General features: G+C 61.5%; 8 protein-coding genes. All 8 read left to right on the top strand.

Going from position 1 to position 15826, the window contains the following annotated elements; genetic code table 11:
* The first annotated feature begins 848 nt into the window (after positions 1–848).
* The 8 genes from ACYYKW_RS21470 (at position 849) to ACYYKW_RS21435 (ending at position 15631) form a co-directional block, all read left to right on the top strand.
* Complete coding sequence (locus ACYYKW_RS21470; RefSeq protein WP_464991092.1) at positions 849–2315, top strand: serralysin family metalloprotease; 1467 nt, start codon at positions 849–851, stop codon at positions 2313–2315.
* Positions 2316–2408: 93 nt separating this feature from the next.
* On the top strand, positions 2409–2831 hold the full coding sequence (locus ACYYKW_RS21465; protein ID WP_464991091.1) for an AprI/Inh family metalloprotease inhibitor: 423 nt from the start codon (positions 2409–2411) through the stop codon (positions 2829–2831).
* 208 nt (positions 2832–3039) lie between these two features.
* On the top strand, positions 3040–4815 hold the full coding sequence (locus ACYYKW_RS21460; protein ID WP_464991090.1) for a type I secretion system permease/ATPase: 1776 nt from the start codon (positions 3040–3042) through the stop codon (positions 4813–4815).
* A complete protein-coding gene (locus tag ACYYKW_RS21455; protein WP_464991089.1) occupies positions 4812–6161 on the top strand; it encodes an HlyD family type I secretion periplasmic adaptor subunit in 1350 nt (449 codons plus the stop codon). The genes ACYYKW_RS21460 and ACYYKW_RS21455 overlap by 4 nt, the downstream gene beginning before the upstream one ends.
* Positions 6162–6163: 2 nt before the next feature.
* Complete coding sequence (locus ACYYKW_RS21450) at positions 6164–7531, top strand: TolC family outer membrane protein (RefSeq protein WP_093101592.1); 1368 nt, start codon at positions 6164–6166, stop codon at positions 7529–7531.
* A 216-nt stretch (positions 7532–7747) separates the two neighbouring features.
* On the top strand, positions 7748–10699 hold the full coding sequence (gene eprS, locus ACYYKW_RS21445; protein ID WP_464991088.1) for an autotransporter serine peptidase EprS: 2952 nt from the start codon (positions 7748–7750) through the stop codon (positions 10697–10699).
* A gap of 100 nt (positions 10700–10799) precedes the next feature.
* Positions 10800–13877 (top strand): autotransporter domain-containing protein, encoded by a 3078-nt coding sequence (locus tag ACYYKW_RS21440; protein WP_464991087.1) that lies wholly within the window; start codon positions 10800–10802, stop codon positions 13875–13877.
* Positions 13878–13942: 65 nt separating this feature from the next.
* Positions 13943–15631, top strand: coding sequence for a polyurethane esterase (locus tag ACYYKW_RS21435; protein ID WP_464991086.1), 1689 nt, complete (start codon positions 13943–13945; stop codon positions 15629–15631).
* The last annotated feature ends 195 nt before the right edge of the window (positions 15632–15826 follow it).

Here is a 15826-nt window from a genome sequence, read left to right as displayed (position 1 = left end):
TGCGGCTGGCGGTTCCGCTCTTACAGCGGGTCACTTTTGCAGACGCCCAAAAGTAACCAAAACGCTGGGCCCCTGCGTTCGGCCCTCGCAGGCTCGGGTCCCTTCGCTCCGGGACCGATCCGGGCGCAGCGGCTACGGTTTGCTTCGCTGCACCTCCTTCCGCTGTCTCTGGCTGCGCCAGACGGTCGCTGCGCTCCCACGCCCGGATCGATCCCTCCACTCAGCCTTCCGATGGGGCCGGTTAGGCAAGATCAAGGGCACTCGAGCTGGCGCTCATTGTAAGGAGTGGTTAGAAGCGTGGCGTTTGGCTTGTGTTTTGTGGTGTGGCTGCCCCTCACCCCAGCCCTCTCCCGGGGGAGAGGGAGCCGATTTTGGTTGGTTTCAATATCTGCATTCGACTCGATATCGCATGTTGGCGCGCTTGGTCCAAACAACTGGATCAGTTCCCTCTCCCTCCGGGAGAGGGCTAGGGTGAGGGGCTTTTGCGGGTGACGCCGCTTTGAAGAGTATGCACTCCATATAGCATCTGATATCAATCCAATATCGCCGCACCAGTAAAGTGCGACGCACCTAACAAAATACAACTTACCGATATTTAATATTTAAATAGAAAATCGTCAGACAATTTCCCATTCCCTGCGCAACTTCAAACAATCTTCAACCGTCTTGTGCCATGTTTTCGGCCATTTACCCGGAACACTCTTTTTCGAACTAAAAAAATCCTTTACGCAACATTTCGAATTGTGTCAGGTTTCTTACGCCTTCATTGGGCGAGTGATAGGACGATCTCGCCGGGATCGTCGCTATCGGACAAAAACTGTTCCATTGCTTAACAAGGAAGTGTGTTTATGTCGAAAGTCAAAACCAATGCTATTGATTCCGCCGAGCAGGCTTTGTTGCTGTCTGCGGCGCCGCAGTCGCTGGCCGCTGCCAGTTCGGCGTATAACCAGATCAATAGCTTCAGCCATCAATATGACCGTGGCGGTAATCTCACGGTCAATGGCAAACCCTCGTACACCGTCGATCAGGCGGCGACCCAGTTGCTGCGCGATGGCGCTGCCTATCAGGACAAGGACGGGAGCGGCAAGATCGAGCTGACCTATACGTTCCTGACCTCGGCGTCGTTCAGCACGATGAACAAGCACGGGATCAGCGGGTTCAGCCAGTTCAGTGCGCAACAGCAGGCTCAGGCCAAGCTGGCCATGCAGTCCTGGGCCGATGTCGCCAACGTTACCTTCACCGAGAAAGCCTCGGGCGGGGACGGGCACATGACGTTTGGCAATTACAGCGGTGGTCAGGATGGCGCTGCGGCGTTCGCCTATTTGCCGGGGACCGGTGCCGGTTATGACGGCACTTCGTGGTACTTGATCAACAGCGGTTACACGCAGAACAAGAACCCGGATCTGAACAACTATGGCCGTCAGACCCTGACCCACGAGATCGGTCATACCCTCGGTCTTGCGCACCCCGGTGACTACAATGCCGGCAATGGCAACCCGACCTACAACGATGCGACCTACGGGCAAGACACCCGCGGTTACAGCATCATGAGCTACTGGAGTGAAAGCAACACCAACCAGAACTTCAGCAAGGGCGGGGTGGAAGCGTATGCCTCCGGGCCGCTGATGGACGATATCGCTGCCATCCAGAAGCTCTACGGCGCCAACATGAACACCCGTACCGGTGACAGCACTTACGGTTTCAACTCCAACACCGGGCGGGATTTCCTCAGTGCTTCGTCGCCCAGCGACAAAGTGGTGTTCTCGGTCTGGGACGCGGGCGGCAGGGACACCCTGGATTTCTCCGGTTTCACCCAGAACCAGAAAATCAACCTCAATGACGCCTCGTTCTCCGATGTCGGTGGCATGGTCGGCAACGTGTCGATTGCCAAAGGTGCGATTATCGAAAACGCCATTGGCGGTGCCGGCAGTGATCTGTTGATCGGCAACAGCGTGGCCAACGAGCTGAAGGGCGGTGCCGGTAACGACATCCTCTTCGGCGCGGGCGGTGCCGACAAGCTGTGGGGCGGTTCAGGTTCGGACACGTTTGTGTTTGCGGCCAGCTCCGATTCCAAGCCGGGGGCGATCGATCAGATCCTCGATTTCGTCAGCGGTCTGGACAAGATCGACCTGACCGGCATCACCAACGGCGCAGGCCTGCACTTCGTCAACACCTTCACGGGTGCGGCCGGCGATGCGGTACTGACCTCGTCGGGTGGCAACAGCCTGTTGTCGGTGGACTTCTCCGGGCACGGCGTGGCTGATTTCATCGTCAGCACCGTTGGCCAGGCAGCCACCAGCGACATCGTGGCGTGATGTAAAAGGACAAAGCGGCGCGTCATGCGTCGCTTTCTCCGCTTGCATCGTGCTGGACGGTAAGCAAGGCTACACCCCGGAGCGATTATTCCCATGATCGGTAAAGCTTTTACCTACAAGGCAGGGGCGTGGCTAACGGCGGCGTTCATCATGGTTTCAGGAGAAACGAGCATGGCAAGCAGCCTCAGACTGGAAGATCCGGCGGTATTTGCCGGGCACTGGCAAGCGACATTGTCTGCGACAAGCGATGATCGCCAGGCGCAAAAGCAACAGGACAAGCCTTCGAACACCTGTGGTGTCGAATTGCGCGCGAATCAGACGTTGGGTGAAGGCGCCGACTGTCTCGGCGCGTGGTTGGAACAACCGCCAATCGGCTGGTTTGCCGATCCTGACGGCCTGTCGATCACGGGCAACGAAGGCTCAAGAATCCAGTTCTTCAGCCGACAACGTGATGGGCTTTATCTGAGTACTTTGAAGTCGGGCCTGATCATTACCCTTGAGCGCACAGCGCGTTGACCGGCAACGATCAAGTCTGAGACGAAGTTTGAATATAAAGTGCTGCATCGGCGTTATAAGTCACCTTCAACTGGCAACTGCACCGTAGTTCAAGGCGCTAGTTGTTATGAAAGTGTAAGCGTCAGGCAAAAGGCAAGTTCCGCCGTGGGCGGATTATCAACTCGAATTTCGCCAATGAATGGCGAGAGATAGTTTTCAGGAATAATCAATGAAGATGGCGAAGGCCCCAGCCACCGGTCCCTTGTTCAAGGCTTTGGCTGACTATAAAAGCATTCTGATCAGTGTCGGTTGCTTTACGGCGCTGATTAATGTGCTGATGCTGGTGCCTTCCATCTACATGCTGCAGGTCTATGACCGCGTGCTGTCGTCGCAGAACGAAACGACCCTGGCGATGCTGACGCTGATGGTGGTGGGTTTCTTCGCCTTTATCGGCCTGCTGGAAGTGGTGCGCAGCTTTATCGTCATCCGTATCGGCAGTCAGCTGGAACGCCGTTTCAACCTGCGGGTGTATCAAGCCGCGTTCGAACGCAACCTGTTCAAGGGCGAGGGCAATGCCGGGCAATCGCTGGGCGACTTGACCCATATTCGCCAATTCGTCACCGGCCCGGCGCTGTTCGCGTTTTTCGATGCGCCGTGGTTCCCGGTCTATCTGTTCGTGATTTACCTGTTCAACGTCTGGCTCGGCGTGCTCGCCACGGCCGGCGCGCTGTTGCTCATCGCGCTGGCATGCCTGAACGAGTACATGACCAAAAAGCCGCTGGGCGAAGCCGCTGGTTTTTCGCAGAAGTCCAGCCAGTTGGCCACCAGCCATTTGCATAACGCCGAAACCATTCAGGCAATGGGCATGCTCGGTTCGCTGCGCAAGCGCTGGTTCCAGGTGCACTCGCGCTTCCTCGGTTTGCAGAACCAGGCCAGTGACACTGGCGCAGTGATCAGTTCGCTGAGCAAAACCTTGCGCCTGTGCCTGCAATCACTGGTGCTGGGCCTCGGCGCATTGCTGGTGATCAAGGGCGACATGACCGCCGGCATGATGATCGCAGGTTCCATTCTGATGGGCCGCGTGCTCAGCCCGATCGACCAGTTGATCGCGGTGTGGAAACAGTGGAGCGGGGCGAAGCTGGCTTACCGCCGTCTCGACGCGCTGCTGCAAGCGTTCCCGCCCAGTGATGACGCCATGGCGTTGCCAGCGCCGAAAGGCCAGATCACCTTCGAACAGGTCAGCGCCGGCCCGCCGGGGCAGCGTGCCGCGACCTTGCACATGGTCAATTTCAATCTCGCCGCGGGCGAAGTGCTCGGTGTGCTCGGCGCTTCCGGCTCGGGTAAATCGACCCTGGCGCGGGTACTGGTCGGCGTCTGGCCGACGCTGGGCGGCACCGTGCGCCTGGACGGCGCGGATATTCATCGCTGGAATCGCGACCAACTCGGCCCGTACATCGGCTATCTGCCGCAGGACATCGAACTGTTCAGCGGCAGCATCGCCGAGAACATCGCGCGTTTCAGCCAAGCCGACCCGCAGCAAGTGGTGGCGGCCGCACAGCAGGCCGGCGTCCACGAGATGATCCTGCGGTTGCCGCAAGGCTACGACACGCAACTGGGCGAGGACGGCAGTGGCTTGTCCGGCGGCCAGAAACAGCGCGTTGCCCTGGCCCGTGCAATGTACGGCACGCCGACGCTGGTGGTGCTCGATGAACCCAATTCCAACCTCGACACCGTCGGCGAAGCGGCGCTGGCCAGCGCGATTGCCGCGCTCAAGGCGCAGGGCACCACGGTGGTGCTGGTGACGCATCGTTCTTCGGTATTGGCCCAGGCTGACAAGTTGCTGGTGCTCAACGAGGGTCGTCTGCAAGCCTTCGGCCCGAGCCAGGACGTGCTCAAGGCACTTTCCGGCAACCCTGAACAACAACGCGAAAAAGCCGCGCAGGCACCGGGCGGGCTCAGCATGAGCCGACAGTATCAGCCCTCGACGAGGAATTCGGGTGTATGAGCAGCGCAAGCATGAACACAGAAAACGAAGCGAACATGGAACATGCCTACCTGAGCGAACGCCCGGAGCGTGACGCGAAATTCTTCGCGCGCATGGGCTGGATTCTGGCGATTGTCGGCGCCGGCAGTTTCTTTACCTGGGCCGCACTGGCGCCGCTCGATCAAGGCATTCCGGTGCAGGGCACCATTGTGGTCTCGGGCAAACGCAAAGCCGTGCAGTCGATGAGCAGCGGCGTGGTCAGCCGGATTCTGGTGCGCGAAGGCGAAATCGTGAAACAAGGCCAGCCGCTGTTCCGTCTCGACCAGACCCAGGTCGCCGCCGACGTGCAGTCGCTGCAAGCGCAATACCGCATGGCCTGGGCCAGCCTCGCACGCTGGCAGGCCGAACGTGACAACCTCAAGCAAGTGACTTTTCCGGCAGAACTGAGCAGCGACCCGGACCCGCGCCTGGCGTTGGTGCTGGAAGGCCAGCGGCAACTGTTCAGCAGCCGCCGCGAGGCGTTCTACCGCGAGCAGGCCGGGCTGCGTGCGAGCATCGAAGGCGCGACCGCGCAACTGGCTGGCATGCGTCGCGCCCGCACCGACCTGAACGCTCAGGCCGCTTCGCTGCAACAGCAATTGAGCAACCTGCAGCCACTGGCCGACAACGGTTACATCCCACGCAACCGCTTGATGGAATATCAGCGGCAACTGTCGCAAGTGCAGCAGCAACTGGCTGAGAACACCGGCGAGAGCGGCCGGGTCGAGCAGGGCATCCTCGAAACACGCCTGAAGCTGCAACAGCACAGCGAGGAATACCAGAAGGAAGTGCGTACGCAACTGGCCGACGCGCAACTGAAAAGCGTGACCCTGTCGGAGCAACTGACCTCGGCCGGTTTCGACCTGCAACACAGCGAGATTGTCGCCACCGCCGACGGCGTCGCGGTCAACCTTGGCGTGCACACCGAAGGCGCCGTGGTGCGCCAGGGCGAAACCTTGCTGGAGATTGTGCCGCAGGGCACCTCGCTGGAAGTCGAAGGCCACTTGCCGATCAGCCTGATCGACAAGGTCGGTACGCATTTGCCGGTGGACATTCTGTTTACCGCGTTCAACCAGAGCAAAACCCCGCGCGTACCGGGCGAAGTCAGCCTGATTTCCGCCGACCAGATGGTCGACGAAAAAACCGGCGTGCCGTACTACGTGCTGCGCAGCAGCGTCAGCGATCAGGCCATGGAAAAGCTCAACGGCCTGGTGATCAAACCCGGCATGCCAGCAGAAATGTTCGTGCGCACCGGTGAACGCTCACTCCTCAATTACCTGTTCAAACCGCTGCTCGATCGGGCCGGTTCCGCGTTGACCGAGGAATAAGGATGTTCGGCTGTATGACCAAGTTTTCCATGCTGGCGGCGCTGACGCTGCTCGCGAGCCAATCGGCAGTAGCGGCCATGGGCCCGTTCGAGATCTACGAACAGGCGTTGCGCAATGACCCGGTGTTCCTCGGCGCGATCAAGGAGCGCGATGCGGGCCTGGAAAACCGCGCCATCGGCCGCGCCGGGCTGTTGCCGCGCATCGGTTACACCTACAACAAGGGCCGTAACTCCTCGAAAGCCACGTCTCTGGATGAACGCGCGCGCAATAACACCGACGAGCGCAACTACAGCAGTTACGGCTCGGCACTGACCCTGCAACAACCGCTGCTCGATTACGAGGCGTATGCGGCGTATCGCAAAGGTGTGGCGCAGTCGTTGTTTGCCGATGAAGCGTTCCGTGGCAAGAGCCAGGAATTGCTGGTGCGTGTACTCGACAACTACACCAAGGCGCTGTTTGCCCAGGACCAGATCGACATCGCGCTGGCGAAGAAGAAGGCCTACGAGCAGCAGTTCCAGCAGAACGAACACATGTTCAAGCAGGGCGAGGGCACCCGCACCGACATCCTCGAAGCCGAGTCGCGCTACGAACTGGCGACGGCCGAGGAAATCGAGGCGCGCAACGAGCAGGACGCCGCGCTGCGTGAACTGGGCGCACTGGTCGGCACACCAGCGGTGGACATCGGTGATCTGGCGCCGCTCAACCAGAACTTCCAGACCTTCGCTCTGCAACCGGCCAACTACGACACCTGGCACGAATTAGCCGTGAGCAACAACCCCAACCTCGCGTCGCAACGCCAGGCCGTGGAAGTCGCGCGTTACGAAGTGGAGCGCAACCGCGCCGGGCACCTGCCGAAAGTCAGCGCCTACGCCTCGATGCGCCAGAACGAATCGGAAAGCGGCAACACCTACAACCAGCGTTACGAAACCAACACCATTGGTTTTGAAGTCAGCGTGCCGCTGTATGCCGGCGGCGGCGTATCCGCCTCGACCCGCCAGGCCAGCCGCACGATGGAACAGGCCGAATACGAACTCGACGGCAAGACCCGCGAGACGCTGATCGAACTGCGCCGCCAGTTCAGCGCTTGCCTGTCCGGGGTGAGTAAATTGCGCGCCTATCAGAAAGCCCTGAGTTCGGCGGAAGCACTGGTGGTCTCGACCAAACAAAGCATTCTCGGCGGCGAACGGACCAACCTCGATGCGCTGAACGCCGAGCAACAACTGTTCACCACCCGCCGCGATCTGGCGCAGGCGCGGTATGACTACTTGATGGCCTGGACCAAATTGCATTTTTACGCCGGGACCTTGAACGAGCAGGATCTGGCGCGGGTGGACGAGGCATTTGTGGTCGCTGGGCAGCCCTCGCCCTAACCCTCTCCCAGAGGGAGAGGGGACTGATTGGGGGATGCTGAAGAAATCCGCCGACCTGACGGTTCGATAGTGAATTCACTACAGAAGCTGAGTTGGACTCGGTTCGAAACTCAACGAAGATCGGCTCCCTCTCCTGGGGGAGAGGGCTGGGGTGAGGGGAAGCAGGCGACACCATACAAAAGCCCTGCACAAAAACAATAAAAGCGAGAACAGAACATGGACGTACGCACCAAGCCGATTTCGGTCGGCACCCTGCTGTTTGCAATCTCGACAACAGCGGCCCACGCCGCCTACCTTGAAGCCGGCAAGCCCGGCGATCCAGCCAGTTGGCGCAGCGCCGAATTCGTCCGCGATTGGGGCCTGAGTCGCATGCAGGCCGAATACGCCTACGCGGCGGGCATCACCGGTCAAGGCGTGAAAATCGGCGCCCTCGATTCCGGTTTCGATGCCGCCCACCCCGAGTTCAGCCGCGACCGCTACCACCCGGTGCTGGCCAGCGGCACTTACCTCGACGGCTCAGCGTTCAACGTCGACGGCACGCTCAACCCCAACAACGATTCCCACGGCACTCACGTGGTCGGCACCATGGGCGCCGCGCGTGATGGCAGCGGCATGCACGGCGTGGCGTTCAACGCGCAGATCTACGTCGGCAACACCAACAAGAACGACAGTTTCCTGTTCGGCCCGAACCCCGACCCGCGCTATTTCAAAGCGGTATATGACGCGTTGGCCGATGCCGGCGTGCGCGCGATCAACAACAGTTGGGGCAGTCAGCCGCCAGATGTCAGCTATCGCACGCTGGCGGACCTGCACGCCGCTTATGCCCAGCACTGGAACAAAGGCACCTGGCTCGATGCGGCGGCGGACGTGTCTCGCCGGGGTGTGATCAACGTGTTCAGCGCCGGCAACAGCGGCTACCCGAACGCCAGCGTGCGCTCTGCGTTGCCGTACTTTCAGCCGGATCTGGAAGGCCACTGGCTGGCGGTGTCGGGGTTGGATCAAGGCAATCAGCAAAAGTACAACCAGTGCGGCATCGCCAAATACTGGTGCATCACCACCCCCGGCGCGAAGATCGACAGCACCATTCCTGGCGGTGGTTATGCAATCAAGTCCGGCACCTCGATGGCTGCGCCGCACGCCACTGCCGCGCTGGCGCTGGTGATGGAACGCTATCCGTACATGAACAATCAGCAGGCGCTGCAAGTGCTGTTGACCACCGCGACGCAACTGGATGGTTCGGTCACCGATGCGCCAAGCGGACGGGTCGGTTGGGGGGTGGCCAATCTGAACCGGGCGATGCACGGGCCGGGGCAGTTGCTCGGCGAGTTTGACGCCAATCTTGAGGCAGGGCAGAGCGATGTCTGGAGCAATGACATTTCCGACAAGGCGCTGCTCCAGCGCCAGCGCGAAGACCTCGCCGAACACAGCGCCTGGCAGCAGACCCTGCAAGACAAGGGCTGGCAGAACGGCGTTCCGCTCGGGGCCAGTCAGCAGGATCAGACCGATTACGCAGTCGGCACGGCGCGCGATGCGGCGGCAGCGGGGCGCGTATACGAGGGCAGCCTGATCAAATCCGGCGCCGGGCATCTGCTGCTCAGTGGCGACAACACTTATCGCGGGCCGACCACGGTCAACGGCGGACTGCTGACGGTCAATGGCTCGCTGACTTCAGCGGTCACGGTCAACGACAGCGGCACCCTCGGCGGCTCCGGACGCATCGCTGCGCTGTCGGTGAAGAACGGCGGGCGAGTCGCGCCGGGCAACTCCATTGGCACCTTGAACGTCGCCGGTGATGTGACACTGGGCGCAGGCTCGACTTATGCCGTGGAGCTGTCGCCGACCCGCAGTGATCGCATCGTCGCCGGCGGCACCGCGACTGTCAGTGGCGCCACCGTCAGCCTTTCGTTGGAAAACAGCCCGACGCTGCTCAGCACTGCCCAAGCGCAAAGCCTGCTCGGCCGCCAGTACAATATTCTGCAAGCAGCCGGCGGCATTCAGGGCCAGTTCGGCGCAGTACTGCCCAATTACCTGTTCATCGGCGGCAGCCTCGATTACGCGGCCAATGGCATTCAACTGAACATCGAGCGCAACGCGACGGCGTTTGCCAGCGTCGGCCAGACGCCGAACCAACGCTCGGTGGCCGCGGCCGTCGAAGGGCTGGGTGCCGGTAACGCGGTGTTTGAAAGCCTGCTGCGTGCGCCAGACGCGCCAACTGCGCAACAAGCGTTCCAGCAGTTGAGCGGCGAAATCTACCCGGCGCTCGGCACGATGCTGGTCAATGACACCCGCCAGATTCGCGACACGGTGGGCGAGCGCCTGCGCGACAGCAGCGCCGGGCAAAGCAACGGCTGGATCAAAGCCCTCGGCGCGTGGGGCTCGACCGATTCGAGCCACGACACGGCCGGCTACAACACCTCGATTGGTGGCCTGTTGGCCGGTGTCGACGGCGCACTGGACGAGCAGACTCGCATCGGTCTGGTCACCGGTTACAGCGACAGTTCGCTGAGCATGGGGTCGGGCACGCACTCGTCGGCCAAGGTCGACAGCTATCACCTCGGTGCCTACGCCGGGCACGAAATCGGCGCCTGGCGCTTGAGCAGTGGCGCGGCCTACAGCTGGCATCGCGCCGATGTGCAGCGTGATCTGCACTACGGCGAAGTCAGCGGTAAGCAGAAAGCCAAGGTCGACGCGGCGACCACACAGGTATTCGGCGAGGCGGCTTATCGAGTCGACCTGCAACCACTGGCGCTGGAGCCTTTCGCCAATCTGACGTACGTGCATCTGGACACTGACGGCTTCACCGAGAAGGGCGATGCGGCAGCGTTGAAAAGCTCCGGCGATCAGCGCGATGCAGTGCTCAGCACCCTCGGTGTGCGGGCGCGCAAGACCTTCGATATCTCGAGCAGGCAAGCGCTGGACGTCAGCGGTAGCCTCGGCTGGCAGCACAGCCTCAGCGACATCGATTCCGAGCAACACCTGCGCTTTGCCAGCGGCAGCACGCCGTACGCGGTGGAAAGCTCAGCGCTGGTACGCGACGCCGCGCTGGTCGGCGTGCAGGCCAGCCTGGCGTTGAGCAAGGACGTGCGGGTCAACCTCGATTACCACGGACAACTGGCCAGTCGCGAAAAACTGCACGGCGTCGGCCTGAGCCTGAACTGGCAGTTCTAATCGCTACGCCTCGCCACAGGCGTTGATCGTTCCCACGCGGAGCGTGGGAACGATCAATTCGTAACGGATTTTTCGCAACAACACTAAGGAAGGTCGCTGGATGAACAACAACAATACCCCCGCGCAAACGGGTGGCCGCTTTGCCCTGAAAACCCTGACGCTCGCCGTGCTCTGCGCTCTCGGCACCGCCCACGCTGCGCCTTACGTGGAGAACGGCCGCACGGGCGATCCGTCGAGCTGGCGCAGTGGCGAATTCCAGGCCGATTGGGGCCTGGGCGCGATCGGTGCCGACTACGCCTACGCCGCCGGCTACACCGGCAAAGGCGTAAAACTGGGGATCTTCGACCAGCCGGTGTACGCCGCGCACCCGGAGTTCTCCGGCAGCAACAAAGTCGTCACCCTGGTCACCCGCGGGATCCGCGAATACACCGACCCGTACATCCCGGTCAAAGCCGGGGACGCGTTCCTTTATGACGGCGCGCCTACGGTCGGTTCCAACGGCAAACTCGGCGCTCACGGCACCCATGTCGGCGGTATCGCCGCCGGCAGCCGCGACGGTGGCGTCATGCACGGCGTGGCCTTCGGCGCGCAGATCATCAGCGCCGACAACGGCGACCCCGGCCCGGAAGACGGCATCGTGCGCGGCAACGACGGCGCGGTGTACAAGGCCGGTTGGGATGCGCTGATCGCCAGCGGCGCGCGGATCATCAACAACAGCTGGGGCATTGGCATCACCGACCGCTTCGATCTGGGTGGCCGCGATCCGGCGTTTCCGCATTTCACCGTCAACGACGCGCAGTTGCAGTTCAACGAGATCCGCACTCTACTCGGGACCAAACCCGGCGGCGCCTATGACGGCGCCATCGCCGCGGCGCGCAGCGGCATCGTCACCATTTTTGCCGCAGGCAACGACTACAACCTCAACAACCCCGATGCGATCGCGGGCCTCGGCTATTTCGTCCCGGACATCGCGCCGAACTGGATCACCGTCGCCGCCCTGCAAAAGAACCCGGATCTGGCCAGCAGCAACCCGTACATCATGAGTACGTTTTCTTCGCGCTGCGGCTACACCGCGAGCTTCTGCGTGGCCGCGCCGGGCACGAAAATCTACAGCTCGATCATCGAAGGCACCAGCCTCGACAACCTCACCACCAGTTATGCCAACTACAACGGCACCTCGATGGCCGCGCCGCATGTGGCCGGTTCGGTGGCGGTGCTGATGGAGCGCTTTCCGTACATGACGGGCGATCAGGTCGCCACGGTCCTGCGCACCACCGCGACCGACCTCGGCGCACCGGGTATCGACGCCTTGTACGGCTGGGGCATGATCAACCTGCGCAAAGGCATCAATGGCCCATCGATGTTCGTTACCGAGCAAGACATTCCCGCTGAGTTCCGCATCGACGGCGCCTACGGTTCCGGCCAGTTTGTCGCCGATCTGCCGGGCATCGGCGCAATCATCGATAAGGGCAAGCCGACCGAGCGCGTGTGCACGGACATTACCTGCGGCCTCGATACCTGGCGTAACGATATTTCCGGTCACGGCGGTTTGACCAAGCAAGGCATCGGCACGCTGGTGCTCACCGGCAACAACACTTACAGCGGCCCGACGCTGGTCAATCAGGGACGGCTGGCCATCAACGGTTCTCTGCAATCGGCTGTCACCGTGAACGACGGCGGCGTCCTCGGTGGCAACGGCCGCATCGGCGCGCTGGCGGTCAACAGCGGTGGTACGGTGGCGCCGGGCAACTCGATCGGCACGCTGAATGTCGCCGGTGATGTGACCTTCGCGCCGGGTTCGACCTACGCCGTCGAGTTGTCGCCGACCAGCAGCGACCAGATCGTCGCCGGCGGCAAAGCCGTCATTGAAGGCGCCACCGTGAGCATGTCGCTGGAAAACAGCCCGACCCTGCTGTCCACCAGTGAAGTGCAAAGTCTGCTCGGTACGCGCTACAACATCCTGCAAGCGGCCGGCGGCATTGAAGGACGCTTCGGCCAGGTGTTGCCGGATTACGCCTTCCTTGGCGGCACGTTGGCGTATTCGGCGGACGGCATTCAACTGGCGGTGGGACGCAATGACGCTTCGTTCGCCAGTGTCGGCCTGACGCCAAATCAGCGCGCGGTGGGTGCAGCGGCTGAGCGTCTGGGCGCTGGCAATGCCTTGTTCGAAACTCTGCTGTCGTCGCCAAACGCGGCGTCGGCGCAACAAGCGTTCCAGCAACTCTCCGGCGAGATTCATCCGGCCATCGGCACGCTGCTGATCAACGACAGCCGCTACCTGCGCGAAGCTGTGGGTGAGCGTCTGCGTGAGCGCGATCTGTTCAACGCGGATGCGCCGACTGACGATCGCAGCAATGCCTGGGTCAAGGTGCTCGGGTCGTGGGGTAAAAGCGATGGCGGCCACGAGAATGCCGATTCCACCAGTTCCATCGGTGGCTTGCTGGCCGGTGTCGACGGCTTGATCGCTGAAGATACGCGCCTGGGTTTCGTCACCGGTTATAGCGACAGCTCGTTGAGCATGGGCAGCGGCACGCATTCATCGGCGTCGGTCGACAGCTACCACTTGGGTGCGTATCTGGGGCATGAAATCGATGCGCTGCGCCTGACCGTCGGCGGCGCCTACAGCTGGCACCGCATTGATGCCAAACGTGATCTGCAATTTGCCGGTGTCAGCGGCCAGCAGAAAACCAAGCGCGATGCGACCACGGCGCAGTTGTTCACCGAAGCTGCCTACGACCTCGGCCTGCAACCGATGAATCTGGAGCCATTCGCCAATCTGTCCTACGTCCACCTCAACACCGACAGCTTAACCGAAAAGGGTGACGCGGCGGCGCTCAAGGGCGGTGAGGATAACCGCGACGTGGTGCTGTCGACCCTCGGCGTGCGCGCCAAGCGCAGCTTCGCCTTGTCGGATCAGCATCAGCTGGAGCTGGGCGCGAGCCTCGGCTGGCAGCACAACCTGAGCAGTGTCGACGCCGACAGTCACCTGGCGTTCGCCAACGGCAACAGCGCCTTCACCGTGCAGAGCGTGTCGATGGATCGCGACGCCGCGGTGGTCGGCGTGCGCGCCGGCCTGGCACTCAACCGTGACGTGCGGGTCAATCTGGATTACAACGGTCTGGTCGGCTCGAACGAAAAAGACCACGGTGTGGGGCTGACGCTGGATTGGCAGTTCTAACGACAGTTCCTGGTGTATCGGCAGTGCTCAAGGGCATTGCCGTTTTGAAGGATGAGAGGACCGACATGGGATTGTTCGATTACAGAAATACCGATGGCAAAGCGTTGTACAGCGACGCCATCGCACTGACGCTGTATGCCTACACGCCGACCGGCAAACCGTTACCCGCTACCGCCTGGGCGCCCGTCGCAGCGACGGCGCTGGGTTATCAGGGCAAGGTCGGCGCGCAGGGCACGTTCTTCGGTGAGCAGGACGGCTACACCAGCGCCGAGGCCGAAGTGCTCGGCAAGTACGATGCCGCCGGCAAGCTGATCGGTATCGGCATCGCCTTTCGTGGCACCGGCGGGCTCGGTTACAGCGACACCTACGGCGACATGAAAAACAACCTGCTGGCCGCTTTCGGTCCATCGGATTACGCGAGCAACTACGCGAAAAATGCCTTCGATAATCTGCTCAAGGCTGTTGCCGCATTTGCCATCGCCAACGGCATCGCCGCCAAGGACGTGTTGATCAGCGGCCACAGCCTTGGCGGGCTCGGGGTCAACAGCGTCGCAGAGCTGAGCGCCAGCCACTGGGGCGGGTTCTTCAAGGATGCCAGCTACATTGCGTTCGCTTCACCAACCCAGAGCAGCACCGGCAGCCATGTACTGAACATCGGTTATGAAAATGACCCGGTGTTCCGCGCACTTGACGGCACGACCTTCAGCAGCGGTTCGCTCGGCAAACACGACGGCGCGCACGATTCGACCACCGACAACATCGTCAACTTCACCGACAACTACGCGTCCACCGCGCAGAACCTGGTGCCGTTCAGCATCGTCAATCCGCTGAACTGGTCGGCCCACAGTTCGCTGGGCTATGCCGATGGCTTGAACCGGGTAATCGACTCGCATTTCTACGCGCTGACTCATAAGGACTCGACGATCATCGTCTCCAATCTGGAAGAGGCGTCGCGCGGCAAGACCTGGGTTGAAGACCTCGGCCGCAGCGGCGAGCCGCATGTGGGCAGCACGTTGATCATCGGCACGCACAGCAGCGACTGGCTCAAGGGCGGCAGCGGCAACGACTTTCTGGAAGGCCTGGGCGGTGACGACCGTTTTCGCGATGACGGCGGTTTCAATATTCTGCTCGGCGGTCAGGGGCACAACACCTTCGAACTGCAAAAGCCGCTGCAGAACTTCAGCTTCGCCAACGATGGCGACGGCACCTTGTACGTGCGCGACGCTTACGGCGGCATCAGCCTGACCCGCGACATCGGCGCGCTGGTCAGTAAAGAGGCGGGTTCGTGGTGGGGTAGCAAGGAGATCACCTGGGGCGTCACGGCCAAGGGCCTGAGCAATGGCAGCGAACTGACTCAGTACAACCACTCTCTCAGCGGCGATGGCTACGGCAATGCGCTGCACGCCAGCGCTGACGGTGACTGGCTGTTCGGCCTCGGTGGCAACGACAGTCTGATCAGCGACAAGGGCCAAGTGACCTTTGTCGGCGGCGCCGGTAATGACGTGATGACCGCGCTGGGCGGCAACAACACCTTCCTGTTCAGCGGCGCGTTCGGGTTCGATGCGATCAATGGATATCAGGGCAGCGACAAACTGGTGTTCATGGGCGTCGAGGGCGCGGGGCAGGGCTACGACTACAAACAGCACGCGTCGCAGTCCGGTGGCGATACCGTGCTGAAGATTGGCGACTATGCCGTAACCCTGATCGGGGTCGGAGTGGCTAATCTGTCGGACTCGGCGTTCGTTTTCGCCTAGTAACCTGTAGGCCTTCGCCTGCTCACGATGGCGGTGTGTCAGTCATAAAAAGGTGGCTGACCCTCCGCTATCGCGAGCAGGCGAAGGCCTACATTAAAAGCTACGCGTAGTTTCTGAAATGCTCCGGGGCGTCCCCGTGGGGCGCTCTGGCTGTGAGCTATCTCTGAACAATTCCAACAACAAGAGAGGCAATGG

Source organism: Pseudomonas sp. 15C (genome assembly GCF_055484735.1).
The sequence above is the reverse complement of the archived record's forward strand: the minus strand, read 5'-3'. Positions and strand labels throughout refer to the sequence as shown.